The sequence below is a fragment of the Kosakonia sp. PSU_27 genome (genome assembly GCF_039409795.1).
Taxonomy (GTDB): domain Bacteria; phylum Pseudomonadota; class Gammaproteobacteria; order Enterobacterales; family Enterobacteriaceae; genus Kosakonia.
In genome coordinates this window covers 489,103-516,094 of record NZ_JBCIVK010000005.1, presented here as the reverse complement: position 1 = coordinate 516,094, position 26,992 = coordinate 489,103, and the positions used below count along the sequence as shown (strand labels likewise).

General features: G+C 52.6%; 24 protein-coding genes. 11 read left to right on the top strand and 13 right to left on the bottom strand.

The annotated features are described in order from the left end of the window. Positions 1 to 185: 185 nt before the first annotated feature. Positions 186 to 1,184: a Gfo/Idh/MocA family oxidoreductase gene (locus AAIG26_RS15435; protein ID WP_020455371.1), complete on the bottom strand. Its 999-nt coding sequence runs from the start codon at positions 1,182 to 1,184 to the stop codon at positions 186 to 188. A 105-nt stretch (positions 1,185 to 1,289) separates the two neighbouring features. Continuing rightward, positions 1,290 to 1,790 (bottom strand): M48 family metallopeptidase, encoded by a 501-nt coding sequence (locus AAIG26_RS15430; protein ID WP_160268581.1) that lies wholly within the window; start codon positions 1,788 to 1,790, stop codon positions 1,290 to 1,292. Positions 1,791 to 1,860: 70 nt separating this feature from the next. On the opposite strand from AAIG26_RS15430, the gene rlmG reads away from it, so the two are divergent. Continuing rightward, entirely contained in the window at positions 1,861 to 2,991 is a 1,131-nt protein-coding gene (gene rlmG / locus AAIG26_RS15425) for a 23S rRNA (guanine(1835)-N(2))-methyltransferase RlmG (RefSeq protein ID WP_343180909.1), read from the top strand. An 89-nt stretch (positions 2,992 to 3,080) separates the two neighbouring features. On the opposite strand, the gene AAIG26_RS15420 is transcribed toward rlmG, so the two are convergent. Together AAIG26_RS15420 and lsrK are read right to left on the bottom strand one after the other, a co-directional pair. Continuing rightward, entirely contained in the window at positions 3,081 to 5,102 is a 2,022-nt protein-coding gene (locus AAIG26_RS15420) for an NADPH-dependent 2,4-dienoyl-CoA reductase (RefSeq protein WP_313627704.1), read from the bottom strand. A gap of 142 nt (positions 5,103 to 5,244) precedes the next feature. Then, entirely contained in the window at positions 5,245 to 6,819 is a 1,575-nt protein-coding gene (gene lsrK / locus AAIG26_RS15415) for an autoinducer-2 kinase (RefSeq protein WP_343180908.1), read from the bottom strand. Positions 6,820 to 6,957: 138 nt separating this feature from the next. Here lsrK and lsrF point away from each other — a divergent pair, with 138 nt between their 5' ends. After that, positions 6,958 to 7,845 (top strand): 3-hydroxy-5-phosphonooxypentane-2,4-dione thiolase, encoded by an 888-nt coding sequence (gene lsrF / locus AAIG26_RS15410; protein WP_020455366.1) that lies wholly within the window; start codon positions 6,958 to 6,960, stop codon positions 7,843 to 7,845. After that, positions 7,842 to 8,135, top strand: a complete 294-nt coding sequence (lsrG, locus tag AAIG26_RS15405; protein ID WP_020455365.1) for a (4S)-4-hydroxy-5-phosphonooxypentane-2,3-dione isomerase — start codon at positions 7,842 to 7,844, stop codon at positions 8,133 to 8,135. Before lsrF ends, lsrG begins: the two co-directional genes overlap by 4 nt. 184 nt (positions 8,136 to 8,319) lie before the next feature. On the opposite strand, the gene ygjG is transcribed toward lsrG, so the two are convergent. Beyond that, positions 8,320 to 9,699, bottom strand: a complete 1,380-nt coding sequence (gene ygjG, locus AAIG26_RS15400; RefSeq protein WP_174240561.1) for a putrescine aminotransferase — start codon at positions 9,697 to 9,699, stop codon at positions 8,320 to 8,322. Positions 9,700 to 10,130: 431 nt separating this feature from the next. Here ygjG and AAIG26_RS15395 point away from each other — a divergent pair, with 431 nt between their 5' ends. Further along, positions 10,131 to 11,651, top strand: a complete 1,521-nt coding sequence (locus AAIG26_RS15395; RefSeq protein ID WP_045513151.1) for a PAS domain-containing methyl-accepting chemotaxis protein — start codon at positions 10,131 to 10,133, stop codon at positions 11,649 to 11,651. Between the two features lie 444 nt (positions 11,652 to 12,095). Further along, positions 12,096 to 13,658 carry a methyl-accepting chemotaxis protein gene (locus AAIG26_RS15390; RefSeq protein ID WP_020455362.1) on the top strand — a complete coding sequence of 521 codons (1,563 nt, stop codon included), beginning with the start codon at positions 12,096 to 12,098 and terminating at the stop codon, positions 13,656 to 13,658. Here AAIG26_RS15390 and AAIG26_RS15385 read toward each other — a convergent pair. Continuing rightward, positions 13,655 to 14,176, bottom strand: a complete 522-nt coding sequence (locus AAIG26_RS15385) for a PadR family transcriptional regulator (protein WP_343180907.1) — start codon at positions 14,174 to 14,176, stop codon at positions 13,655 to 13,657. The two genes, AAIG26_RS15390 and AAIG26_RS15385, sit on opposite strands and share 4 nt — an antisense overlap. 239 nt (positions 14,177 to 14,415) lie before the next feature. Here AAIG26_RS15385 and AAIG26_RS15380 point away from each other — a divergent pair, with 239 nt between their 5' ends. Next, positions 14,416 to 15,186, top strand: a complete 771-nt coding sequence (locus AAIG26_RS15380; RefSeq protein WP_343180906.1) for a siderophore-interacting protein — start codon at positions 14,416 to 14,418, stop codon at positions 15,184 to 15,186. A 36-nt stretch (positions 15,187 to 15,222) separates the two neighbouring features. On the opposite strand, the gene AAIG26_RS15375 is transcribed toward AAIG26_RS15380, so the two are convergent. From AAIG26_RS15375 to AAIG26_RS15345, 7 genes are all read right to left on the bottom strand, one after another. Continuing rightward, a complete protein-coding gene (locus AAIG26_RS15375) occupies positions 15,223 to 16,392 on the bottom strand; it encodes a DNA repair ATPase (RefSeq protein WP_020455359.1) in 1,170 nt (389 codons plus the stop codon). A 267-nt stretch (positions 16,393 to 16,659) separates the two neighbouring features. After that, on the bottom strand, positions 16,660 to 17,802 hold the full coding sequence (locus AAIG26_RS15370; RefSeq protein WP_017457425.1) for a response regulator: 1,143 nt from the start codon (positions 17,800 to 17,802) through the stop codon (positions 16,660 to 16,662). Beyond that, entirely contained in the window at positions 17,795 to 18,889 is a 1,095-nt protein-coding gene (locus tag AAIG26_RS15365; protein WP_343180905.1) for an HDOD domain-containing protein, read from the bottom strand. The genes AAIG26_RS15370 and AAIG26_RS15365 overlap by 8 nt, the downstream gene beginning before the upstream one ends. Then, complete coding sequence (locus tag AAIG26_RS15360; protein WP_343180904.1) at positions 18,880 to 19,989, bottom strand: ATP-binding protein; 1,110 nt, start codon at positions 19,987 to 19,989, stop codon at positions 18,880 to 18,882. Before AAIG26_RS15360 ends, AAIG26_RS15365 begins: the two co-directional genes overlap by 10 nt. Before the next feature lie 5 nt (positions 19,990 to 19,994). Continuing rightward, positions 19,995 to 21,107 (bottom strand): FIST N-terminal domain-containing protein, encoded by a 1,113-nt coding sequence (locus AAIG26_RS15355; RefSeq protein WP_020455355.1) that lies wholly within the window; start codon positions 21,105 to 21,107, stop codon positions 19,995 to 19,997. A gap of 390 nt (positions 21,108 to 21,497) precedes the next feature. Next, positions 21,498 to 21,866 carry an STY0301 family protein gene (locus AAIG26_RS15350; protein WP_343180903.1) on the bottom strand — a complete coding sequence of 123 codons (369 nt, stop codon included), beginning with the start codon at positions 21,864 to 21,866 and terminating at the stop codon, positions 21,498 to 21,500. A 466-nt stretch (positions 21,867 to 22,332) separates the two neighbouring features. After that, positions 22,333 to 23,043 (bottom strand): hypothetical protein, encoded by a 711-nt coding sequence (locus AAIG26_RS15345; protein ID WP_343180902.1) that lies wholly within the window; start codon positions 23,041 to 23,043, stop codon positions 22,333 to 22,335. A 70-nt stretch (positions 23,044 to 23,113) separates the two neighbouring features. On the opposite strand from AAIG26_RS15345, the gene AAIG26_RS15340 reads away from it, so the two are divergent. From AAIG26_RS15340 to AAIG26_RS15320, 5 genes are all read left to right on the top strand, one after another. Further along, the gene (locus tag AAIG26_RS15340; RefSeq protein WP_045513125.1) at positions 23,114 to 23,371 is read left to right on the top strand and encodes a hypothetical protein; all 258 of its coding nucleotides are present in this window, start codon (positions 23,114 to 23,116) and stop codon (positions 23,369 to 23,371) included. A 39-nt stretch (positions 23,372 to 23,410) separates the two neighbouring features. After that, positions 23,411 to 23,665 (top strand): hypothetical protein, encoded by a 255-nt coding sequence (locus AAIG26_RS15335; protein ID WP_045513123.1) that lies wholly within the window; start codon positions 23,411 to 23,413, stop codon positions 23,663 to 23,665. Between the two features lie 816 nt (positions 23,666 to 24,481). Further along, positions 24,482 to 25,906, top strand: coding sequence for an integrase family protein (locus AAIG26_RS15330; RefSeq protein WP_343180901.1), 1,425 nt, complete (start codon positions 24,482 to 24,484; stop codon positions 25,904 to 25,906). Then, a complete protein-coding gene (locus tag AAIG26_RS15325) occupies positions 25,893 to 26,564 on the top strand; it encodes a hypothetical protein (protein WP_343180900.1) in 672 nt (223 codons plus the stop codon). Before AAIG26_RS15330 ends, AAIG26_RS15325 begins: the two co-directional genes overlap by 14 nt. A 141-nt stretch (positions 26,565 to 26,705) precedes the next feature. Beyond that, positions 26,706 to 26,915: a helix-turn-helix domain-containing protein gene (locus AAIG26_RS15320; RefSeq protein WP_343180899.1), complete on the top strand. Its 210-nt coding sequence runs from the start codon at positions 26,706 to 26,708 to the stop codon at positions 26,913 to 26,915. Positions 26,916 to 26,992 lie beyond the last annotated feature (77 nt).

Below are 26,992 nucleotides of genomic sequence, written 5' to 3'. Positions count from 1 at the left end.
AGGTGCAATGGATCCTCGCCTTCCGGCAAGGTCTCACTTACGTCTGTGAAGACGCCCGGCGACCGGATGCATATACGCATCGTAATGGCGATCCACCGGCAATGAAGTTACTCCCCTTTGCAGGTAACAAAATATGTCAGCATATTGATTCCGTCAATGTGAAGCCATCTATGCTTTACGAACCTTTACGCCGGCAGCTGTTCGCCGATGTCATCCGCCGGGAAAACGACGCCGATCTGGCGGCGAATTTCGGTCAGCAGTTTTGCCGTGACCCGGCTTACGTCCAGCCCAGGGTGGTTGACTTCGTTCTCTTCCACCAGGCGGGCAAAGGTTTCCGCTTCATATAGCATGGTATTGATGTGCTGCGGCTGTGTCAGTTCCTGCGCTTTGCCGCCGCGCGGCACGAACGAGACTTTCTGGCATTCGGAGATTTTCTCGATCACCAGCGATCCGGCCTCGCCCTGAATTTCGCTCGGCAGCACGGAATCACTCACTTTCGAGTGTTGCAGCGTGACGCTGAAATCACCGTAATCCATCACCACCACGCCGTGGGCATCCACGCCGCTTTCCAGCAGGCTGGCGGTGGCCTGAACGCTGTGCGGCTCGCCCCACAGCGCCACGGCGGACGCCAGGCAGTAGAAGCCAATGTCCATAATCGAGCCGTTGGAAAACGCAGGATTAAAGGTATTCGGGTTTTCTCCGTCCAGGTAACGCTGGTAGCGCGACGAATACTGGCAGTAGTTGATAAAGGCTTTACGGAGCTTGCCCGCTTTGGCCAGCGTTTGTTTCAGCAAAATAAAATTCGGCAGGCTGGCGGTTTTGAACGCTTCAAACAGCACCACCTGATTTTCCCGCGCGCAGGCGATGGCCGCTTCCACTTCACGCAGGTTGGAGGCCAGCGGTTTTTCGCAGATCACATGCTTTTTGTGACGCAGAAAAAGCTGCGTCTGTGGGAAATGCAGGGAATTCGGGCTGGCAATATAAACCGCGTCAATCGCATCGCTTTGTGCCATATCTTCAAGCGAGGTAAACAGATGTTCGACCGGGTAGTCGTTGGCGAACGTTTGCGCCTGTTCAAGGCTGCGGGAAAAAACGGCGGTGAGTTTATATTTGCCCGTTTCATGGGCGGCATCGACGAACTGGCGGGTGATCCAGTTCGTACCTATGACAGCGAAACGTATCATACAGGCGCTAATTCTCCGTAGGGGGGTCTTCGATCACTCTAGCACGACGAGATGACAAAACCAGTGCACTGCCCCGCACAAGCACAAAAGGTGATGGCGAAAATCTCACCCGTTACGATCCAGCGTCAGATGCGTTAGCCACAACCGCGTATCAAACTCGAGCTGGTGGTACTGCGGCTCCATATAGCAGCACAGCTGGTAGAACGCTTTGTTGTGATCTTTCTCTTTCAGATGCGCAAGTTCGTGAACCACGATCATCCGCAAGAAGGCTTCTGGCGCGTCGCGAAACACCGTGGCGACGCGGATTTCCGCTTTGGCTTTTAACTTGCCGCCCTGGACGCGGGAGACCGCCGTATGTAAGCCGAGTGCATTGTTTAACACATGGATTTTACTGTCATACATCACCTTATTCACCGGCGCGGCGTTACGCAGATACTGATTTTTCAGCGCTTGCGTATAGTGATAAAGCGCTTTATCGGTGGTGATGTCGTGGCTTTCCGGATAGCGCTTTTTCAGCACCTCGCCCAGCCGGTTCTGTTCAATCAGGGCGGTAACCTGCGTCAGCAGGGATTCAGGGTAGCCCTGAAGATAGGTCAGCTTGTTCATGGCGAAATGTGTTTACATCTCCGGATAATTAAGCGATAAAACGCGCGAATTTTAGCATTGCGGAGGGGCGATGAGCCAGGTTGAGTTAAACGGACAATCATTCACTTTAGACAGATTCCCTGTCGGCGTGGAAGAGGCGTCGCTACAGGCGTGGGACGCGGCGGATGAATATCTGCTGCAACAGGTGAATGAGGTCGATGGCCCGGTTCTGATTTTTAACGACAGCTTCGGCGCGCTGGCCTGTGCGCTGGCGTCGCATCGCCCGGTTTCCGTCAACGACTCCTATATAGCAGAGCTGGCGACACAGCATAACCTGCGCATTAACGATCTGGACGAAACCGCCGTCACGCTGCAAGACAGCCTGCACCCGCTGCCTGCAAACCCGGCGTTAGTGCTGATTAAAGTGCCAAAACAGCTGGCGCTGCTCGAGCAGCAACTGCGCGCGCTACGCGAGGTTGTCACGCCGAGCACGCGGATTATCGCCGGGGCGAAAGCGCGCGATGTCCACAACTCGACGTTAGCGCTGTTTGAAAAAATTCTCGGGCCGACCACCACCACGCTGGCATGGAAAAAAGCCCGGCTCATCAACTGCACGTTTAACGCGCCTGCGCTTGAGGAGAGTTCTGTGCTCGCCAGCTGGAAGCTGGACGGCACGAACTGGACTATTCATAACCATGCCAATGTCTTTTCCCGCAGCGGGCTGGATATTGGCGCGCGATTTTTTCTGCAACATCTTCCCGAAAACGTGGAAGGTGAGATGGTTGATTTAGGCTGCGGCAACGGTGTGATTGGTTTAAAACTGCTGGCGCAAAACCCGAACAGCCGTGTGCTGTTCGCCGATGAGTCGGCGATGGCGGTGGCTTCCGCGCGGCTGAATGTGGAAGCGAACCTGCCACAAGCCGTTGAACGCAGCGAGTTTATGATCAACAACTCGTTGTCCGGCGTGGAGCCGGACAGGTTTGACGCAATCGTGTGTAACCCGCCATTCCATCAGCAGAGCGCGATTACCGATCATATTGCCTGGCAGATGTTCAACGATGCGCGTTTCTGCCTGAAATATGGCGGCGAACTGCGCATTGTCGGCAACCGCCACCTCGACTATTTCCGCAAGCTAAAACGCGTATTTGGCAACTGCGAAACCCTCGCCACTAACAACAAGTTCGTGGTGCTGAAAGCGGTGAAAGTGCGTAAGAAACGCTAATGGAAAGTGGCCCGCTTTGCGGGCCACTTTGTTATCCATAGAAAACTTTCAGCCAGGCTGGGGGGCCGGAAAGCGTTAAGCCAGTTATTTTAAATCGCCAGCGCCAGTTTTGTCCCTTGCGCAATCGCCCGGCGGGCATCCAGCTCCAGCGCCACATCGCATCCACCTATCAAATGAACTGTTTTGCCCGCTTCACGCAGCGGTTCCGCCAGCTCGCGTTTTGGCTCCTGGCCTGCGCAGATCACCACATGATCAACAGCCAATAGCTGAGGTTCACCGCCGATCAACAGATGTAAACCGGCATCGTCGATCTTTTGATAACTGACCGCCGGGATCATTTTCACGCCACGCGACAGCAACGTGGCGCGGTGGATCCAGCCGGTGGTTTTCCCCAGACCTTCACCAGGCTTGCTGGCTTTACGCTGCAACATCACAATGCGGCGCGGGCTTTTCGGCAACTGCGGTCCTTCCGGGCGCAGACCGCCCACTTCATTCAGGCTGGTATCAATTCCCCATTCCACACAAAATTCGGCGATGTTCTGGCTGGTTGGTTCGCCCGGCTGGCTTAAATACATTGCGGTATCAAAGCCGATCCCGCCGCAGCCAATAATGGCCACACTTTCACCCACCGGTGCTTTATCGCGCAGCACATCGAGGTAGTTCAGCACTTTCGGATGGTCGATCCCGTCGATTGGCGGCATCCGCGGTTCAATACCGCTGGCAAGGATCACCTCGTCAAACCCCAGTAGGGTGGCCGGATCGACGCGTTGATTCAGGCATAACGTAACGCCGGTCAGATCGATCATCCGCCGGTAGTAACGCAGCGTTTCGTAGAACTCTTCTTTGCCGGGGATCTGTTTGGCGACATTAAACTGCCCGCCGATCTCCGCCTGGGCATCAAACAGCGTTACGCCATGCCCGCGTGCCGCGGCATTAATGGCGAACGCCAGCCCGGCAGGGCCTGCGCCGACCACCGCCAGGTTTTTCTTTTGCACAGTCGGAAGTACCGGCATCAGCGTTTCATGGCAGGCGCGGGGGTTAACAAGGCAGGAGGTGACTTTACCGGCGAAGATCTGATCCAGGCAGGCCTGGTTACAACCGATGCAGGTATTGATCTCATCCGCGCGACCATTTTGTGCTTTCGACACAAACCCGGCATCGGCCAGAAACGGGCGCGCCATCGATACCATATCGGCATCACCACGCGCGAGGATCTCGTCGGCCACCCCAGGATCGTTAATGCGGTTGGTGGTAATAAGCGGCACCTTCACTTTGCCTTTCAGCTTGCGCGTTACCCAACTGAATGCGCCGCGCGGCACCGGCGTGGCAATGGTCGGGATGCGCGCTTCGTGCCAGCCAATACCGGTATTAATCAGCGTTGCGCCTGCGGCTTCCACCGCCTGCGCCAGCGCGATGGTTTCTTCCAGCGTGCCGCCGCCTTCGACAAGATCCAGCATCGACAGGCGGTAGATAATAATAAAATCGCTGCCGACGCGCTCGCGCACGGCGCGCACCACTTCCACGGCAAAGCGCATACGCCGGGCATAATCGCCGCCCCATTCGTCCTCACGGTGATTAGTGCGCGCGGCGAGAAATTCGTTAATCAGGTAGCCCTCAGAACCCATCACTTCAACGCCGTCGTAACCGGCCTGCTGTGCCAGCGCAGCGCAGCGGGCGAAATCATCAATCAGCGTGAGAATTTCATCATGGCTCAATTCATGCGGCGTAAAGCGGTTGATCGGCGCCTGTAACGCCGATGGCGCGACCAGCTGCGGCTGATAGCTGTAGCGTCCGGTGTGCAGAATTTGCAGGGCGATCTTGCCACCTTCCTGATGCACCGCTTCAGTGATTTGCCGGTGATGGGGAAGCTGGCTGGTATCGTTCAGCACCGCGCCGCCCTCCATGGTGACGCCGGAAAGTGCGGGCGCAACCCCGCCGGTGACTATCAGCGCGACGCCATGACGGGCGCGTTCAGCATAGAATGCCGCCAGCCGCTCTGCGCCGTCCGGGCGCTCCTCCAGCCCGGTGTGCATCGAACCCATCAGCACACGGTTTTTTAGCGTGGTAAAGCCCAGATCGAGTGGGGTAAACAGCGACGGGTAATGGCTCATGCTCTCTTCCAGTGTAAAATTATTGTTATGTGGTCGGATGAGTTCTACTTTAGCCGTCGCGGCAGAAAAGGGAAAAGGCGGAGCGAATGATTGTGATGGGATTCAAATATCCCTCTCCCGTAACGGGAGAGGGAAAAGCGCGTCAGGCGCCGGTTGTCAGGCCGGGTGCCTGCCACAGGGATGTGGTTAAACCGCTGTCGACGAGGCCGAGTTGTTCTGCGTAGATTTTCTGCCACTTCAGCATCATGGTGTCGTACAGCTCGCGATGTTCCGGGTTCGGCGTAAATTCCCGGCTCCAGCGCACCAGCCGCTCGCTGGTGGCTGCCATATCGTCATACAACCCGGCACCCACACCCGCGGCGATAGCACAGCCCAGCGCGGTGGCCTCTTTCACTTCCGGCACACGTACCGGCAGGCCCGTGACATCGCTTAAAATCTGGCTCCACAGCGCGCCTTTCGCACCGCCACCGGCGAAGACCAGGCTGTCAAACTGCACGCCGGAAAAGCGTGAAATCTGCGCCAGATTGCAGGCGGAAACAATGGCGGCGTTCTCTTCCAGCGCGCGGAACAGCGTGGCTTTGTTGCATTTTTCCGGGTCGATGGAGAGGTTAATAAACGACGGTGCAGCGTGATACCACTGCTTGAAGTGCATGGCGTCGGAGAAAATGGGCATCACGCCCCATGAACCCGCCGGTACCCGGCCTGCCATCTCTTCCAGTAAGGTGTAGGCGTCAATGCCCATCCGCTCGGCAATCAACTTTTCTTCGGCGCAAAACGCGTCGCGGAACCAGCGCATGGTCAGGCCGGTGAAAAAGCTTATCGACTCCGCTTGTACCATGCCAGGAATGACATGCGGATTGACGCGGATATTCATTTCGGGGTCGGTGCGCACTTGCGGCAGGTTCACCACTTGCTGCCAGAATGTACCGCCGAGCACGGCGGTTTGTCCGGCGCGCACCACGCCAAGGCCAAGGCTGCCGAGCTGTACATCACCGCCGCCCATCACTACCGGCGTGCCTTCGCGCAGACCGCACTCTTGCGCCGCCTGGTGAGTGACTTCGCCCAACAGGCTGCCGGTCTCTTTCACCGGTGATAACAGATCCGGGCGTAACCCGGCCATATCCAGTAAGTCGGGTCGCCAGTCACGCGTGAAAAGATCGAGCATACCGGTGGTGCCGGCATTGGAAGGATCCACCGCTAACCAGCCGGAGAGGCGCGAGGCCAGCCAGTCGCTGATCATGGTGATGGTGGCGGTATCGCGGTAAATGTCGGGGCGATGGTGCGCCAGCCACAGCAGACGCGGCATGGCGCTGAGCGCCAGCGTCTGCCCGGAAACGCTGTAGACTTCGGCTTCAAACTGCCAGTCATGGATCTCTTTTAACTCGGCGACTTCATGGCTGGCGCGGGAATCCACGTTGGCGCACGCCCAGATGGCGTCGCCATTATTGTTATACAGCACAATGCCTTCACGCATGGAGCAGCAGGCGACTGACTGGATATCCGCGCCGCTAAGACCGGCGGTTTTCAGCGCCTGGCGGATGCACTGGCAGGCCAGTTGCCAGTTGGTGTTGAGGTCGAACTCCATTGAGCCGGGGACGTTTTCCACGCTGAGGTGTTTCCACTCGGCCTGGCCGACGGCAATTTGCCGCCCGCTTAAGTCGAAGATCACTGCCCGAATGCTGCCAGTCCCTGCATCTAACGCTAAAAGGTAACTCATGGGTTTTGCCCCCTCGCAAGCATCATAGATAAAACTGTGATCCTCGTACGGTCGTAAATATAGTTCAGCGCCTACGCTTTTGAACATTCATCAGTCACAAAATCACTTGTTCTATCACAGCTTTTTGCGGGAGGCAGGATGGCGGATGTAGATGACATCAAAGATGGCAAAGACTTTGGCCTGGGCACCGCGCAGCAAAATGTGCCTTTCACCCTGAAGGGCTGCGGTGCGCTGGACTGGGGCATGCAATCGCGGCTGGCAAGGATCTTTAACCCACAGAGTAACCGCACGGTGATGCTGGCCTTCGATCACGGCTATTTTCAGGGACCGACGACCGGGCTTGAGCGTATTGATCTATCGATTGCGCCGCTGTTCGCACAAACCGATGTGCTGATGTGTACGCGTGGCATTTTGCGCAGTGTGGTGCCGCCCGCCACCAATAAACCGGTGGTGCTGCGCGCCTCTGGCGGCAACTCAATCCTCGCCGAACTCTCTAACGAATGCGTGGCGGTGGCGATGGAAGACGCGCTGCGGCTCAACGTCTGTGCGGTGGCGGCGCAAATCTATATCGGCAGTGAACATGAACACCAGTCGATTAATAACATCATCAAGCTGGTGGACGCGGGCAACCGCTACGGTGTGCCGACGATGGCAGTGACCGGTGTAGGTAAAGAGATGACGCGCGATGCGCGTTATTTTTCGCTGGCCAGCCGTATCGCCGCCGAAATGGGCGCGCAGTTTGTGAAAACCTACTTTGTAGAAGAGGGGTTCGAAAAGGTCACCGCCAGTTGCCCGGTGCCGATCGTGATTGCTGGCGGGAAAAAGTTACCCGAGCAGGAGGCGCTGGAGATGTGCTTCCGCGCCATTGATCAGGGCGCGTCGGGCGTGGATATGGGGCGCAACATTTTCCAGTCCAGCGCGCCGCTCGCCATGCTCAAGGCGGTGAAAAAAGTGGTACACGAGCACATGCACGCCCGTGAGGCGTACCAGTTCTGGCTGGAGGAAAAACAAGGAGAGCAACCATGAATGTGACGCTGGTGGAAATCAATATCAAACCGGACAGAGTAGATGAGTTTTTACAGGTCTTTCGTGCCAATCACGAAGGCGCTATCCGCGAGCCGGGGAATCTGCGTTTTGATGTATTACAGGATCCAAAAGTGAAAACCCGCTTTTTTATTTATGAAGCGTATCAGGATGACGCCGCCGTCCAGGCGCACAAGGAGACACCGCACTACCTGGCGTGCGTGGAGAAGCTGGAAGAACTGATGTCGGAGCCGCGCAAAAAACGCAGCTTTATTGGTTTACTGCCGAAGTAAACATCCGCTTTCATGGCAGCATTGATTGCGCCTGAAAGCGCATACCGCACCTGCAAAAGACATTTCTGCGAGAGTGTGAAATTGCAAGACAGCAGGGCAGAAAACCAGAGCGTGTTGATGATCCCGGATTTTCTGTGAGCAATAAAAAACCCTCTCCCGCCGGGAGAGGGTTTTATGCGTCTGTTTACGCCAGTTCTTCAGAAACACGCAGTGCCGCCAGCGCATTAGCTGCTGCTTTTAGCACCTGCTCACACTGTTCAATCGTCAGCGTCAGCGGCGGTTCGATACGAATGGTTTTCGCGTTATTGAGCGTTCCGGCAACCAGCACGCGCTGGCGGAACATCTCACTGGCAAAGTTGTAGCCCGTTTCGTTATCGACAAACTCAATCGCCATCAGCATCCCGCGACCACGCGCATCCTGCACCAGATCCGGATATTGACGCACCAGCGCGCGGAAACCGTCCAGCAACATGTCGCCTTTCTGCTCCGCCTGAGCGGGCAGGTTCTCTTCCAGCAGCACATTGATGGTCGCCAGCGCGGCCGCACAAGCCAGCGGGTTGCCGCCAAAGGTGGTGGTGTGCAGGAATGGGTTATCAAACAGCACCGAGAACACCTCTTCGGTAGCGACAGTCGCGCCAATCGGCATCACGCCGCCGCCCAGCGCTTTCGCCAGGCACAAGATGTCTGGCTGCACGTTTTCGTGTTCGCAGGCGAACATTTTGCCCGTACGCCCCATGCCGGTTTGCACTTCGTCAAAAATCAGCAGCGCGCCAAACTCATCGCACAGCTTGCGTACCGCTGGCAGATAACCGGCTGGCGGTAAGATCACGCCACCTTCCCCCTGGATCGGCTCCAGGATCACGGCGGCGACATCATCACCGGTTTTCCGGCATTCGCTAAGCAGCGTACGCATCGCGTCGATGTCGCCAAACGGTACATGACGAAAGCCCGGCAGCAGCGGCATAAACGGTTTGCGGAAGGTCGATTTTGCCGTTGCCGACAACGCGCCCAGCGATTTACCGTGGAACGCGCCGCTGGTGGCGACAAAGGTGAATTTACCGCGCGGTGACTGGTAGGCTTTCGCCAGTTTTAGCGCCGCTTCGACGGACTCCGTGCCGCTGTTGCTAAAGAAGCTGTATTTCAGTTTGCCAGGCGTCAGTGCCGCCAGTGTTTTCGCCAGCATGGCGCGTAACGGGTCGAGCAATTCCTGGCTATGCAGAGGTTGTTTTGCGAGTTGATTCTGTACGGCGGAAACCACAACTGGATTACGGTGCCCCACATTGAAAATTCCAAACCCACCCAGACAATCTAAAAACTCCTGCCCCTGGGTGTCGACAAGCGTGTTCAAACTGCCAGCTTGCCACTCTACGGCTCCGTAATCCCCGCCGGCGGTAACAGATTTTCGATACTCTAAAAACCCCGGATTGACATGCTCTTTAAAGTAATCCACCACCTCTCGGTTTAATGCTTTCATCTCCTCATGGTCGAGCGTTCGCTTTTCAATGAGATTCAGTGCGTGAGCGCTGCACGCTAATGCCGATGCGCTGGAAGGTAACCTGTTCAAAATGGGCTCCAGGGACTCGCGTATCACATGATACCGATTTAAGTATTGCAGGGATTACGCCACTTCGGTGCGGGGAGCATAAATCGGGATAAATGCCAGGGGAAAATGAAGGCGCACAAAATTTAATCATGCCGTCCCGTTAATATTTTGTATCTTTTGTGGTTAAAAATCATTCATTGCGGACGGAGAGATGGCTAAGTTGCGCCAATATAGTGCAATAAATGCGCGATAATGATGCATTCTCATGAGGTAATCGTGATGGTAACGCTACGAAATTATTAAAATCATAGGGTTAACGAGCCCACGAAAAACAGGGTTTTATTGCAAATTGCGATCTAAATCAAATTTAACAACTAAAGATAAACCCATTATCGCCGAAATAACATTCGCAGTAATTTTTAACAGCAATATAACCTGCATAGGACGCAATCATGTCTTCTCCTCCTTATGTCAGCCAACAGCGCTTTATGCTGGAGGATGACACCACGCTGATGTCGACAACTGACCAGCAAAGTTACATCACCCACGCCAACGACGCGTTTATCCATGCCAGTGGCTACTCCCACAGCGAATTGCTCGGCCAGCCCCATAATCTTGTTCGCCACCCGGATATGCCAAAAGCGGCTTTTGCCGATATGTGGTACACCCTGAAACAGGGCGAGCCGTGGAGCGGCATCGTCAAAAACCGGCGTAAAAATGGCGATCATTACTGGGTGCGAGCCAATGCTGTGCCGATGGTGCGCAACGGTAAAGTCACCGGCTACATGTCGATTCGCACCGAGGCGAAAGATGAGGAGATCGCCGCCGTTGAGCCGCTGTACAAAGCGTTAAATGAAGGGCGCTGCAACAAACGTGTCTATAAAGGCCTGGTCATTAGCAAGCACTGGTGGGGAAAACTGGCGGGCATGCCGCTACGCTGGCGTGCCCGTAGCGTCATGACGTTGTTGTGGGCTGCGCAATTTGCTGGCTTATGGTTCACCGGTGCAGGCGGCCTGGCGCTGGCGGTGAGCACGCTGGCAATGTTGCTGGGCTGCCTGACATTTGAGTGGCAAATCGTTCGCCCGGCGGAAAACGTGGCGCGTCAGGCGCTGAGTGTGGCCACCGGGGAACGCAATAGCGTGCAACCGTTGAACCGCAGCGATGAACTGGGGCTGACATTGCGGGCGATCGGGCAACTGGGGCTGATGTGCCGTTGGTTGATCAATGACGTTTCAACCCAGGTTCACAGTGTGCGTAGCGGCAGTGAAACGCTGGCGAAAGGTAATGAAGATCTTAATGAACGCACGCGCCAGACGGTGGTGAATGTGCAGCAGACGGTTGCCACCATGAGCCAGATGGCGGCATCGGTACAAAACAACTCGCAAACAGCATCGGCGGCAGACGAGCTCTCCAGCTCCGCCAGTAGCGCCGCCACGCACGGCGGTAAGGCGATGGAGACGGTGGTGAAAACCATGGACGAGATTGCCGACAGCACCGGGCGTATCGGCTCCATTACCAAGCTGATTAATGACATCGCTTTCCAGACCAATATCCTGGCGCTGAATGCCGCGGTAGAAGCGGCCAGGGCAGGCGAGCAGGGCAAAGGGTTTGCGGTCGTGGCGGGTGAAGTTCGCCACCTGGCGAGCCGCAGCGCCAGCGCGGCGAATGATATTCGTAAGCTGATCGATGCCAGTGCCAGTAAAGTGCAGTCTGGTTATGACCAGGTGCATGCCGCAGGCCGCACGATGGAAGATATTGTTAATCAGGTACAAAACGTCACTGCGCTGATCGGCCAGATTAGCCAGTCGACATCGGAGCAGGCTACCGGGCTTTCTGAACTGACGCGCGCAGTGGCGGAACTGGATGCCATCACGCAGAAAAACGCTGGTTTGGTAGAGGAGAGCGCGGCGGTTTCGGCAATGGTTAAACATCGCGCCGCCCGCCTGCAGGATGCCGTCGCCGTTTTGCACTAACAGCTTACCTTGCTCTTAAAAAACCACTGGCCGCGCGCTGGTGGTTTTTTATTGGTAAGCGCTTGATTTCTGCCATTTCATGTAAGTGCGATATATATATTTTGTTAATTTTATATTAAGCACAGTTCGCATTGTGAAGTATTAATATATTTTCGCGCCTCTTATTTTATGCAGAGTTAAATCTGATGTAGCGATATTAATATGCCCTGCGCTAATCTTTATTTTCGTATATATAACGATCGATTGATCATTATTAATAGTTGATTGCTATCAGAAAGTTCATTAAGTAACTAAAAAAACGATCAAACTCATAAAGTTAGCGCTAACGTTACCGATAACGGCTAGTGGCTGCATTCTTTTAATTTGCGCCAGGGACTTAAGCGCGCCATTAGGGTGAGGGCGCGGAACTTTCGTCAATAAAATAATCAAACCCATGGAGAATATATGTTTTTACATGATGTAAAAATCGGCACGAAATTATTTCTGGCGTTCGGCTTTTTTATTGCGTTAATGGTAGTGAGTTCCTGTCTGTCTCTCTTCAGCCTGAACCGCGCGAATAACGGAATGCAAGAGATTGTGCACGAGGATTACCCAACCACGGTAAAAGCGAATCAGCTTATTGATAATTTCCAGACCTTTGTCAGCACCCAGCAACTGATGCTGCTGGATAGCGACGGCAAATGGACCGGTGAGTCGCAAAAGCAGCTTGCTGAGATAAGCTCCCACATTACCGCTCTGCTGGAGGATTTATCTAAAAACCTGCGTGATGATAAATCGCAGAAAATCCTCGCCGACATCCGCACCGTGCGCCAGCAGTACCTCGACTCACGTTTCCGCATTCTCGATGCCGTTAAAAATAATGACCGCGCGGGTGCGATTCAGGAGATGATGACCAAAACCATTAACATCCAGAATGCTTATAAAGAGCGGGTGCTGGCGCTGATCGCCATTCAGGATGGGCAAATGCGTGCGGCGGGCGAGCAGGTGCAGAACGATTTCAGTTCTAACCGCCTGATGCTGATTCTGCTGGCGATTGCTAGCATCGGCATGGGCAGCCTGATTGGCTGGTATATCGTACGGATGATCACGCGCCCGCTGAGTGAGGCGGTTGCCTTTGCTGAAGCGATTGCCGATGGCGATTTGACGCGTACCATCGATTCTCGCCACCGCGATGAAACCGGCGTACTGCTGCGTGCGCTGATGGAGATGAAAAACCGTCTTGTTGAGATCGTTCATCAGGTGCAAAACGGCTCAGAGAGTATTTCCAGCGCGGCGGCGCAGATTGTGGCCGGTAACCAGGATCTGGCGGCGCGTACCGAAGAGCAGGCCAGCTCCGTCGAGCAGACGGCGGCGTCTATGGAGCAGATCACCGCGACGGTGAAAAACACTGCCGATCACACCTCCGAAGCGACCCACCTTTCTGCCGATGCGGCGACGGTCGTGAAGAACAACGGCGAGATGATGAAGCAGGTCACCGAAAAGATGCGCGTGATTAACGACACGTCCAACCGTATGTCCGACATTATCAACCTGATTGACGCAATTGCCTTCCAGACAAACATTCTGGCGCTGAACGCGGCGGTCGAAGCGGCGCGCGCCGGTGAACACGGTCGTGGTTTTGCGGTTGTGGCGGGTGAAGTTCGTCAGTTAGCCCAGAAGAGCGCTTCCTCTGCCAACGATATTCGCCATCTGATTGAAAGCTCTACCAGCCAGACTCGTGAAGGCATGGCGCTGGTCGAAAAAGCCAGTGCGCTGATTAACGGTATGGTCAGTAATGTGGAAGAGATGGATGTTATCCTGCGCGAAATTGGTCAGGCGAGCCGCGAGCAGACCGATGGTATTTCGCAGATTAACAGTGCGATTGGCCTGATTGACTCCACCACCCAGCAGAACTCCAGCCTGGTGGAAGAGTCGGTGGCAGCAGCAGCGGCGCTGAACGATCAGGCGTTACATCTGCGCGAGCTGGTGCAGGTGTTCCGCCTGCGCGACGTGCCACAGGCAGTTTAATCGAGTTGTGAAATCTCCAGCGCTGCGCGGTCGATAATGCCAATTATCTGTTTAAGCTGCGTGGCGCTGACTTCCCCCTGATTCACCCGTAAATCCAGTACCGCTTTAAAGTTCTCCAGCGCCCGTTTCATCTGTGGGTTTTTGCGCAGTTGATAGCCAACGTTGCGTGCTTTAATCCGCTCTTCAATCTGTGCCAGCGATGGCGCATTTTCCGCCAGCCACTGCATACCCTGCGGCGTAATGGCGATCATTCGGCGTCCGTTTTCTTCATCGCTAACGCTAATTAACTGCTGCGCTTGCAGAGCATCCAGAGTGGGGTAAATCACACCAGGGCTGGGTGTGTAGTTGCCCTGCGTCAGCGCTTCAATGGCTTTGATCAGCTCATAGCCGTGGCTGGCGTTTTGGCTGAGCAAATGCAGGATCACCAGACGTAATTCGCCGTGACCGAAAAAGCGCTGGCGTCGGCCGCCGTGTCCGTGGTGGTGCTCCCTGTCGGTATTGCCGTGATGATGACGCATAGCTGCTTACTCATTTAATTTGATATATCTAATTTATATCTAAAATAACCCGCTTGAACAACACTGACGGCGTTTTTTATTTAATAGAATGATTTTTAATGACTTTATTTCCTGGTTTAGCAACCGGTGCGCTTTCGTGTGGCTATATCTTAAAAAGATCTTGCCTTCTGCCTAATCAACAATCATTATCATTTGCACAACATTTAGATATATCGTATTCACGTTCACGAAGGCCGATTATGACAACCCACTCTCAACGCTATCCCCAGCGCGTGCGCAATGAGCTGCGCTTTCGCGAGTTAACTGTTTTGCGCGTCGAACACCCAGGTGCGGGCTTCCAGCGCATTGTGCTCGGCGGCGAGCAACTGGATGGCTTCACCTCTCGCGGCTTTGACGATCACAGTAAAGTCTTCTTCCCGCAGCCGGGTACGCACTTTGTACCGCCAGTCGTGACCGATGAAGGTATCGTCTGGGGCGATGGCCCGCGCCCGGCTTCCCGCGACTATACGCCGCTGTACGATGCCAGCCGCCACGAACTGGCGCTGGATTTCTATATTCACGACGGCGGCGTAGCGAGTAGCTGGGCGATGCAGGCGCAGGTGGGCGATAGATTGACTATTGGCGGGCCGCGCGGTTCGCTGGTGGTGCCGGAAGATTACGCCTGGCAGTTATATGTGTGCGATGAATCCGGTATGCCGGCGCTGCGCCGCCGCCTTGAAGCGCTCAGCCAGCTTGCTGTACGCCCGCAGGTCACAGCGGTGGTGAGCATTGCGGATGTTGCTTATCAAGATTATTTCGCGGATATAAACGGCTTTGATATTCAGTGGGTGCCGGGGCATCACCCGCAGGCCGTTGCCGACAAACTGGCGGCGATAAGCGTGCCGGCAAACGACTATTTTATCTGGCTGACCGGGGAAGGGGAGGTAGTGAAATCGCTGATGGATCGCTTTGAATCTGCCGACATCGATCAACAACTGGTGCGTGCGCAAGCCTACTGGCACAAGAAATAAACGCAAAGCCCGGCACGATTACCGGGCTCGTTGCGCTCAGGCCACTTCGTCGTACTCGGCTTCGCTGACCTGCTGCTCCAGCGTCTGGCGGATCTCGGCCAGCGCTTTCTCCTGCTGGCGGAAGTAGGTTTCCCTGTCGCCAAGCGTGGAGATCAACTGCCAGGATTCCTCTTTTTCCAGCGTCGCCAGCTCTTCAATCAGGCTGGCAATATGCTGTTTGACTTCAACAATGCGCTGGCGCAGACGCTGCAGATCGTTGAGACGATCGCTTGCCATTAATGGCTCCAGCCCTTTTTGCAGACGGGTCAAAATCGAGCGGATGGCGCTCAGATCGCCGCGCTGGCGCGCCTGGTTAAGCTGCACCATCATGCTGTGAGCGTCATTTTTCAGTTCGTTATCCACCAGGTCCGGGTGGCAGAGCTTACTGGCCTGGCGCCACAGGCGTTTCAGCTCATGCCGTTCGTCTTCGCTCATCTTCTGCTCGAAGCTAAAGCGTTTTTCCGCGTCGTGCTGCTGCTCCTGGTAGCTTTCATACTCCTGACGCGCTTCGTCGCGCGCCTGGCGAGTGGGCTCTTCCTCCCGCGTGAGGCCGCGCTCCAGCTCCTGCGCTTCGGCGAGCAGCGAGGCAATCAGCTCGCTTTGTTGTTGCAGATGCTTGCGCGCTTCCGCCGCCTGTAATGAGTGCGGTGGCATGCTCTGCCAGCGTTGCGTCAAGGTCACTAAAACGTCCACGGCTTGCGACAGGTATTTCTGGCAGCGCAGATAATCCGCCTCGCGACGGCGCGCTTCCGCTTCCTGGCGGCGCACCGCGGCTTCGGCCAGCGTTTTACGCAGCCGCAAAATTTGCGACATCAGTGGCCCAAGGCGAGTTAAGTAGAGATCGTTGAATTCATCCAGCAGCTGGATACGCGCATTGCGTTTATCAATGAGTTCGCGCATTTGCTCTTCCAGCGCTTTCAGTTCCAGCTTGCTGGCGGCCACTTGCGGATCCTGCCAGCTGACCACTGAGCGCTGGTTTTGCAGCCAGACGGTGATGGCGCGCATCGCTTCGCTGTAATTTTTCTCTTCAAGTGCGTGAACGATAAACGCTAACTCCGGGTCCGTAACTTCATTTTTGAGTAAAGGAAGCTGGCTGAGGATGATGCCGTCATCCTCCAGTTCAATGGCGTATTTGATGATTTCAAGCCGTTTTATAGGTTTGTTCATGGCGTTTCGTCAAAGCGCGTTGAGTGTGTTAAAGGGAGTTGTTAATTCATCAAATCTGGACCATGGATGCAAATCTCGCAATAGCCCGGAGCCATATTACATGGGACATATTTCAATGCGTTAGTCTTTCTGTGAAAATTGCGTTTATGGCGCCTTTTTGCCGCGAAATGAGCAAAAAATTGCTTTATGGCGGGGTGTTTGCCCCGCCTGCAACGATTTACCTCTCTGCAACATAACGACGCGATGACTCTCCCAATCGCGTACCGATCATGCCGATGCGGTGCTGTCTGGCAGCCCGCGAACCCGGATGGGTTCCTCAATGGCATTAGCCGCGAGCAAGCGTTGTAATGCCGAGATCGCCGTGTCGGTCAATTCGTGCCCTTTGGTCAGCACCATCAAGCCATTAGTGGTGCGGATATCTTCGTCTACCACCCAACCCGGCATCAGCTCGCGAATACGCGCAGAGCGCACGCCGGTCACATTGGAGCGGAAATCTGACAGGGATTTAATGATGTATTCAGGTAACGGTGGGTGCGCCGCCCGTAAAATTTCCCATGGCCGCTCCAGGCTCCATCCCCGCGCCGCATGTCGCTCCAGCTCAAGGGCTGCGCGCAGCAGATGGGCACCGCGTAAAACCTCAAGCGGCACATTCGGCGCCGGCTCTTTTGCCTGGTGGCGAATGATCCCGGCGACCAGTTCAAGACGGGGAATATTTTCCACCAGCTTTCCCGCGACGTCGGGATGCCCCAGCAGCAGTTTTTTCTCCTCCTCGGAGAGTTTGCGCTGAGCGGCGTCGGCCTGAACGATATCGGCGGGAATACCAACGCAGCCAATTTGGCTTAATGACGCGGCAATCGTGTAAATCCACTCATCTGGCCACTCCAGCTTCGGCAGCGCGTGGCGAACGCAAGATTGGGCGAACGCCGCCCGCTGAAACGCCCACGGTGCGACCATGGCAAGCACTTCCGTCAGCGTTTTGACCGAAGCGGTAAGGGTGGTTGCCAGCAGCTCTTTTTCTGCGCAGACGAGACGATACTGGCGCACAGCGTCATTAAGCGCCGCGACCAGTTCTTCTTTCGGACACGGTTTGCAGAGATAGCGGAAAATGGCGCCTTTATTGATGGCGGCGATAGAGGACTCCACATCGGCCTGCCCGGTAAGCAGGATCCGCACGCTATCGGGCGAGAGTTCCCGCGCTTTCGCCAGAAAAGTGGCGCCATCCATGCCGGGCATGCGCATGTCGGACATGATTACCGCAAAGCGCTCTCCCCAACGAACAGCGTCCAGAGCGGCTTCGCCGCCTGGTGCCACCACCACATCAAATTCGCCAAACAGGTTTCGTTCCATCGCGGCGAGCACGTTAGGTTCATCATCTACGCACAGCACCCTGGGCAAGGCGGTATCAGTCATGAAGTGTGTCCTGTAGGTTAGCGAGCATCTGTTGCCATAAGGGGAGCTGGTCAAGCACGCCTGCTTTTTCAAGATAATCGCGATCGGGGGGGCTGTTGTTGGCCAGCGCCACAGCGACATGCACCACACCAGACGCTCCGAATGCATCATGTGCGAAACGTGAGGGCTGAGCCTGCTCCGCCACTATTTCGACAATCTCCAGCGGTAATCCCCACACTGCCAGCAGGTAAGCGCCCACTGCTGAATGCATGGGAATAGCATTACATGTGGTTGTTTCGCTACCGATCTCGCTCATTTCGGGGATCAGCTTCGCAATATTCGCGAGTAGCGCGGCGGTGGATTCCAGCCCCTGATGGCCCGTCATACGGGCGGCGAGTGAAGAGGCAAGATGAGAGACCCGGCGTAATTCGCTGACCAAAGGATCCCTTTTCGCATCGGTAAAACAGTGTGACGCCAACACCAGCAATTTCACCTGATCCATGCCGAGAAGCGTAATAGCGCTACCGATATCATGGATCGGCGAACCTCTGTTGAACCAGGCTGAGTTCGCAAGCTGCATGATTTTGGCGCTCAGCGCCGGGTCGCTGCCCAGCAATTCGGCAATCTGCCGGGTATCGCTCTCTGGGTTATTGAGAAGGTGCTGAACTGCAATGAACACCTTCGGTGCGGGGGGCAACTGATTGATTCGACCGACCATGTCGAGCACCGTCGGATCGTTGAACATGGTGCGCAGAGAAAGCGCGCTTTCAATTATCGCTATTAACGTCGCGCTGTCGCAGGGTTTCGAGACAAATCGATGTGCAACTTCCAGCATACGCTGGGTGGCACCGGGTTCTGAGTAGCCGGATAAAATGATACGTATCGTACCCGGCCAGCGGTTGCGCACCTGCGCCAGTAACTCTGCGCCATCCATAAAGGGCATACGCATATCAGAGACCACGACATCCGCCGGTGTGTCTTCCAGCATGGTCAGCGCTTCAGGGCCGCTGTTGGCGAAGCGGCACTCCCAGTCGATATCTTGCAACATGATGGCGCGCTCAATGCCTGAAAGCACCCGGCTTTCGTCATCAACGAACATCACTTGCATGCAGGCTCATCCTCGTTGCGGCAATGGAGCGGAAATTGCAGGATAAACGTGGAACCCACGCCTTCTTCTGACTCGCAGCGAATCTTTCCATTATGTTTGTCCACCACGGTGGAGTAGACAATCGCTAAGCCTTGTCCAGTCCCTTTACCCACCGCTTTAGTAGTGAAGAACGGATCGAAAATGCGGTCGCGGATCGCTGCGGGTATGCCACTGCCATCATCCTGGACGTGGATTTCTAGATAGTCGCCGTTCTGTAATGCTGAAATAACGATGCGGCCTTTCTCTTTCACTCCTTCCTGCAGGGTATCCGCAATGGCGTGGGCGGCATTAACCACCAGGTTGAGAATGGCCTGGCCGACCATGTCACGCAGGCAGGGGAGCTGCGGCAAGTTGTCGGCGATGTTAGTTTCGAGCTCCGCCACATATTTCCACTCGTTGCGGGCCACCGTGACCGTGGTATTAATCACATCGCGCACATCTATCCGCTCTTTCACATTCTTCGAAGGGTGGGAAAACTCCTTCATCGCGGCGACAATCCGCGCAATATGCTCAAGCCCCTCCAGAGACTCGTCCAGCGCGCCTGGAATTTGTCGACGCAGAAAATCAATTTTTGTGCGTTTGAGCGTCGTATCGAACTCTGCCATCGCCGGATCATCGGCCATTTTTTCGCGTGCAACGTCCGCGAGCGCGAGGGCGGCATTCAGCAGTTTTAGCAGCGAGTCCGTAGCACCTTTGATGAAGCCGACATTATCGGCAACATACTGCGTCGGGGTGTTGATTTCGTGGGCGATACCGGCGGCGAGCTGACCGATAGACTCCATTTTTTGCGCCTGAAGTAGCTGGGTCTGCGCCAGACGCAGCTCGGCCAGCGCCTTTTCCAGCTCATGCCGTTCGTTTTCGAGTTCCATTGTCTTACGCGCGACCACTTTCTCAAGCCCGACATTTTGTTCGAGAATGGCAAATGGTGTGGCGTGACTGTGCCGGGCTTCCTGGGCGATGCGGCGTTTCAGCACATCAATGGTTTTATCCCTGGCTGCGAGTTTGCGCTCGTAGTCAGCAGGGGAAAGAGGCGGGGTAGAGGCTTCGGAAAAGAGCGACATGATATTTACCCTCCAATGGCGACACCGGTAAATGTCTGGTTGACATGCAACCCGTTGTACTGCTCACCGTAGGTTGAAAACCCTACCACCCGGTTCTGCACCATGATTTCGCCGATCTGCTGTTCCAGCCCCTCTTTTTCGAACTGGAGACGGCGCAGGATACAATCGCAGCCGATGATCACGGCAGGATTTGGGATCGTCTCGTGCACTTTTTCAAATGCCTGGCTAAACGTCTGGATCGGATCTTCCGCTTTGCCGATCGAGACGATCAACCCCTCTTCGATAGCGCAATAACAGGTAAGCGAGAGATCGTCGTTCATTTTCTGAATGGAACGGACGTAAGGCTCATCGCCGAAAGAGAGCACCAGCGGGTTGCGGGAAAAGACAGTTGGTGTCAATTCATCGACGGTAAGACCAAGGGATTCGGCATAGATCTGCGCGGCGGGTTCACCGTTGATCTCCATAATGAGCCGTTTTTCCGCGTCCGCCTCGGTGATAACCAGCTCAACATCGCTGGGTACAAAATGCTGGATCTTAAACGTGGCGACCGGTGAACTGGTTTCGATAACTGCGAAAACGGCAGCGTCAGAGATAAAATGACCATCGCCATCATATATAAAGCTTTTTTCGAAACGCAGATCGTCACCGGCAGAGCCGCCAATGAGGGGCACATTACCAATCTGTTGATAAAGGTTTGCCACCAGCCGCTCTTCGGCCATCGACAGACCATCCACCAGCAGCAGACCAAAACGATGCAGGTTTGGTCTCTCTTCGCTGTCGCGGCGAATGGTTTCTGCGATATCCGTAATGACCGAGGTGTATTCAAGCAGAGGATGAATGATAAACGCGCGGGCGTGAAAACCATCGCTCAGCCCGAGACCCAGCAGCCCAGAATGCTGAAAGCCTTCAGTGCCAATATGACCGGAAGAGGTACAACCGATGCAGGGGCAGGAGAAGGTGTTTTTTAATTCGCGGCCTAACACCTCCAGATCGTAATCCGGAGAGCAAAAGAAAAGGATGGTTTCAACATCGTCATGACCGATTTGGGCGGCAAACTGGGCAACGGCTTCGACCGGATCAGGAGATTCACTGCTGGCATATCTGGGCTGGAAACTCACGGCAAATTCTCCCACTCTGTGCAGCGGTTTTCGCCTCTGCGGTAGCATGGCCCAATGCATTGCTCATTGGTCTGATGAAGGAAGATTAGGAGGTGGGTGAGTAAATATCAAATCGGCAGGTTGATAATTTGACAGGCTTTTTACTTCGCTTTTCTTTTTGCATCGGTACGGTAAATTCCGCGCATTTCCGCCGGTACAGACGCGGCTGAAGGATTAACTTTTTTAAGCGCAGAAGTTGCTCGTCGAAGAGATGAGAAACTTGTTGATGAGGTTATTCGGTGCCACGAGTCAGGTCGATATGCTGTGGCGTGCGGGGGCAATTATTCAAAGAAATCAGCGCTTAGCTCATTTCAAACGCCACTATTTCATTCCTCGCTTACTGTGGCGGGATTATTGGCAACGGGCGATCAGATTATTGTGCTGGTCATATGAGGCCGAGCATTTCTGCGCCGTTGCCGGAACCACCAATTCGACAGTTTGCAGCGTATTTTTATACCGGCAAACAACGTAGAGCGATGTTTTATGCTGCCTTGCTTCGTCCTGATAATCTGCCAGGGTCCAGGCAGTGTCTTTATCAGTATCCGGCATGAGTTCGACCTGTTCTTTTGGCGGCCCGACAAACAAGCTGGCATCCGTCAGGGCATGTTGTTTCATCGTCAGGGAGGGGAATTGCGGGCACTGAATGCTGTCTGCCTGCGCAATTCTGGCGAACGACAACACGGCTAAAGTGAAAAGAGTACGTTTATTCCACAACTTCATAATTATCCCCGTTGTTTGCCGTGTGTGATGCATGATGAACACGAATTATACGTTTGCTGACAGGATAAAGTGCAGCCACTTTTTTACCAGAGGGTAAATAAATTTCTTTTTGACAGACCTATGTATGCCCCTGTCTCAGGGATTAGATTTTATTTTTGCTCAGGAAATTGCTAAATGAAAACGTGACGAACTTCCTGTGCCGGATGATGGCTCAAATTATTCACTGTTTAGAAGTTTTTTAACAATAGTAAAAATGCCCCTGACGAAGCATTTTAGCTGTGATAAGTACGGTGCTAATACCAACGGTTATATTTAATATAAAAATAAGAAACGATAATAAACCATAAAAAAGTAAGTGTCCCTGAATAATTAGGGATGAATTGAATAAACAAAAATGCCCCAGCCAGAATAAGTGCTATGGGCACTAGGTGTGAGTGGGCTCCCCAAAGGAATAATAATAATTTCTTCATCTTTTCAACATTTCATATAAAGCGTCACCAATAATCTCCTCATTATTTCCGCCTGATTCGACTTGATATATTACTTTAGACATTTGAGGTTCTATAAGAAAGTAAAGCATTTCTAGCTTTTCACGATAAAGTATTTGGTAATATGTCGCATCCTGAAATTTCAGTTTGTTTGCTGCTAGTGCGGCTATCTGAGCTTTAGCATAGAATACCGCCACTTTCACAAACCAAGTGGACATTTCATTTACTTTTTTAATATATGATTCCTGAAAATCAGCGCTGCTTACAATCAATTTCGCAATCGTCAGTGAAATAGCCAGCTTACTCGAACGATCAGCTGCTTCGTATGCTTTCTCTCCGATTTTCTGCTTTATATATGACACCAGCGTATTGCTTTTCTCATCTCCGAGACGCTTGAAGGTTTTTTGGAAATAGAGTTGAACCATATCAAGAACGACATCATTTCTTTTGTATATTTCCAACAAAGACAAATACAAACGCTTATCTTCACTCCATTGTTCATGGCACGTGCTTCCGTAGTATTCGTCAGGCACTAAGCAGGAGCCATAGTTAATAAGCCGCTGACTGCCAAGTTTAACGTTTTCGATAGTCTCCATATGACTGGCATGGATCTCCCTTAACGCTTTAGTTAAAGCAATCGCCATCCTTCTATCTGACTGCGCTTTCAATTTTAGATAGTTTTCTGCCATTTCCATTTGCCTTGCTGTAACATTAATGTTTAATGATTGATCATGGTCGCTCACAGGGGCAAGGTTGAGAATGAAAAAAAGTCGAAAAATCCTTATTTATGTTATGGCGGCAATTATTTCCTTTCTAATAATTCCTGAGATTATCTTAAGGAAGGTTCCGAATGACATACTTGCCAGACTTAGCGATTTTACAAGTTTGGGTGGTTTAATCAGCCCATTCCTCTCGGCGATGATTTTCATTGGTCTGTCATCCATCTTTGTCGGGATTATTGGCGTGTATGTCGTTGGTAAAGTTTATTGTGCTTTAACTCAGGTTAAGCATGATTGAAATAATCAATGACCATGTACTGACGAGGCAAGGAAGGTTATGAAAAAAAATGGAAAAAAGGCAGTTAGTATTTTGGTCGTGATTATTTGCTTTCTAACTATCCCGGAAATAGTGATACGTGCACTGACGCCTGAGCAGTTCGCACGGCTGAGCGATTTCACAAGCCTCGGGGGGCTCTTCAGCAATATTCTCTCGGTGCTGATTTTTCTTGGTTTGACGTCTGTATTGCTCGGTGTGCTTACCATTTTCTTAACAACAAAAATTTACCGGCGCTTTTCCCGATCCCGCAGTTAATCAAGACCTAATATTCACGCTTCCACTTCATTCATACCCTCGCATGCATCAGGCGCATTACTTTGCATGCGGGAAGTGTTTTTGATTCTGTCTGATGCCAGTGCTGGCAAGGAGCCATTGACCAGGTGCAACTGCATTAAAACCGACCCATAAAGCGGGCAGGCGAGGCGGGAAAAGCATTGCGCGCTTGTTCATCAAATGTTTAATCTAAGTGGCAATAGCGTAATTAACCCAGACCTGAGAAAAGGAAATCACGACGGCAATAGAAGAACATTTGAGAAGCCTTGCACAAACAAATAGTAACTATTTGTTATTATTTTCACTGTGGGAATTTGTTAAAAAACTTCTGCAAAGAGCCCTTAATGCTGTATCAACTACTTTCCCTCACTATAGTCTGCATGACTCATCCCATTCATCAACAATATTATCTGTCCGGGAGCTCAAAAAATGCATGGAACCAAAACAGGTTTATTTACACATTTATCGCGGGATTGCCAAAAAAATGGTACGACACTTTTGCGACGCTCAATGATCTGAAACAAAAAAGCCACCGTGAAAGGTGGCTTAATTATATGATTTTAAATGTAAAATTTGGTGGCCCCTGTTGGGTTTGAACCAACGACCAAGCGATTATGAGTTAGGATGCAACTTCTTACCTAAAAATACTTATCTATAATTTTCAGTTAGTTAATCGATATCAGTTTACTGTATAAATAACCAGAAATACTCTAAAATACTCCCTTGCGGTATCCTATAGGTATCCTGGAGCCTGCAAGCGATTCGCAGGATACCCTAATCGCTTGGTGCGGAGTGTTTGTGGAAACATTCAAATTTACAAAAGCCAAACTCGAAAGCCTACCACCCGCTGATCGTGGGCAGGTCGAGTATGCTGATACCGTTGTTAATGGTCTGCGGCTTCGGGTAGGGATCAGTGGCGCTAAGAGCTTCTGTATTTCGCGTAAGCGTAATGGCAAGTTCATACGTGCTACGCTCGGCCGTTTTCCAGATCTTACTATTGATAATGCCAGGGCAAAGGCACTTGAGCTCCTTGGAGACGTTGCGACAACCGGGAAGAATCCCAATGTGGTTAAACGTGTCAACGAAAAGGCGACTGTTACGCTTGCCGATGCACTGGCTACCTACATTGAGAATCGCGACGAGAGGCTAAGCGCCGATACAGCAAAGCAATATCGTTCCATTCTGCAAAACTTCTCTGGTGACTGGATGAAGCAGCCACTTTCCTCAATAAGCCGCGAGCGTGTAGAAAGCAGACATAAAGCAATCACCGATGGTTCAGTGTGGTTTGGTGCTGACAAATCAACGCTACGAGCTGGAGTTGGAACAGGCAGTAAAGCGCAAGCTGATCTATGGGCGCGAGTGCTGCGGGCTATATACCGTTTCTCTCATGATCATTACCGCGACGAACAGGGTAAAACCCTTCTCCCTGACCCTCCCACGATGGTGCTCAGCACGAAGCGAAAATGGCATGGAACCGTCAGGAAAACTGAGCGTATCCGCACCAATGAACTTAGCCGGTGGTTTAATGCCTTATCTTCCGTGCGTGCTACTGCTGAGTTGGCGCGAGATGATATAGCCGCAGCAGTGTGCGACGCTGTGGAAATGGCTATTTTTACCGGGCTGCGTAAGTCAGAAATTTTAGAACTGAGCTGGGAGCGGGTTAATCTCGGTGGTCGCTATTTTTGGATTGATACTACCAAGAATGGTGATCCGCTTGAATTGCCTGTCACTGAAACTCTTTTAAAACTCTTCCGTCGTCGCGCCAAAATGAAAGCCAGTGATGGCGTATTAGTTTTTCCTGGCGATAAGGGCGTCATTAAAGAATACAGACATATTATTGATCGCATAAGCGCAGCTACCGTCCCAGACCCAAATCCTGATTTGCTCCAGCCTATCCTTTTCAAATGGCATGACGGCCGCCGAACGTTCGGGACCATTGCTGAGCTGGTGGGCGTGGGCAACTACATTCTGAAACGCCTGCTGAATCACCGAACGATGAGAAGCGCTGATGTTACACAGGGCTATTTACATTTTAGCGCTGATGAATTGATGGAACCGGCATCAAAAATAGAATGGGCAATACTTGAGCACGCTGGAAGAGTGGAGTGTAAAAAGGGTGTCGATACACAATTGCTATCTATTATGGAAAATTTAAGTGATGACGAAAAACGTAAACTTTTATTTGATTTGATGAATTCTGGAGGGCGTAATGTCAGGGGTTAGGGCTGAGTTTTCTATTGGTGAAGAAGATTTCAATGATCTTGATATTTTGGTTGATAGAATAAGAAGTGGTGTTTCCTCGATATTCCAGGAAAGGAGTATTTGTGAAATGCTGAACATTAAATACGATAATCTTGATGCATTGGAGAAAATATCTCTCCTCAATAAAATTAATGAAATGAAATTCGGTACTAAATTTGAAAATGAAACTGTTCACCCAGGTAATCCGGCCATGTTACAGACTGAGGAGTCAAGTGAACTAATAAAGGCTTCATGTATGTTTGAAATACTGGGTTTTGAACAATTAGCGAAAAATATGCGACGTTTTTATGCTGAAATGCTGATTGAAACAATGATGAAGGAGGCTAGGCAGCAGGCTAGTGCAAAGAAAATAATTAGCGCTGACAGGAGTAAAGCAAAAAAAGGTAAGACTAATAGACATCAGTCGGCTGCCTTGATTATAGCTTCAAGTACGTGGGGTAAATATCCTAATGCAAGCCTTGCAGGGTTAGCTCAGGAAATATATACGCATCTTCGTACCAAATGGAAGGACGTACCTGTTGTTGGGACTATTGAGAAGTGGTTGAAAGAATCCGGGTTAAACCCTGATGTCAAACCTAAAAATAGATCATTCAAAATAGTGATTCCCGAGGGGGAGTAAATCCAGATATACCCCCCCCTTACTCGATTTTACTACAGTGAACCAGATATCATATGGTATATCTGGTTCCTCTGGCTGCCTGAGTATATTTATCAATTATAAAGTAGCGCCGTTATTAACTGCTAATACACGGTGATAAATATGAAGTTAGTCAATTCATCTCTCTCCTTAGAACGCCTTACCCGCGCAGAGGCGGCTGCTTATCTAGGTGTTAATTCTCAAACCTTAGCTAATTGGGCCCACACCGGAAAAGTGGAAATTCCACACCACAAGGTTGGGCGCAAGGTCATCTATATGAAGACGGACCTCGATTGCTACTTGGCTTCAACACGCCGTGTCCAGACTTCATAAAAACATCTGGTTCATTTGTTGCGTGCCGTTGAGGTAGTAATGATGCAGGATTGCTCATGCTGTCGCGGCGGCTCTCA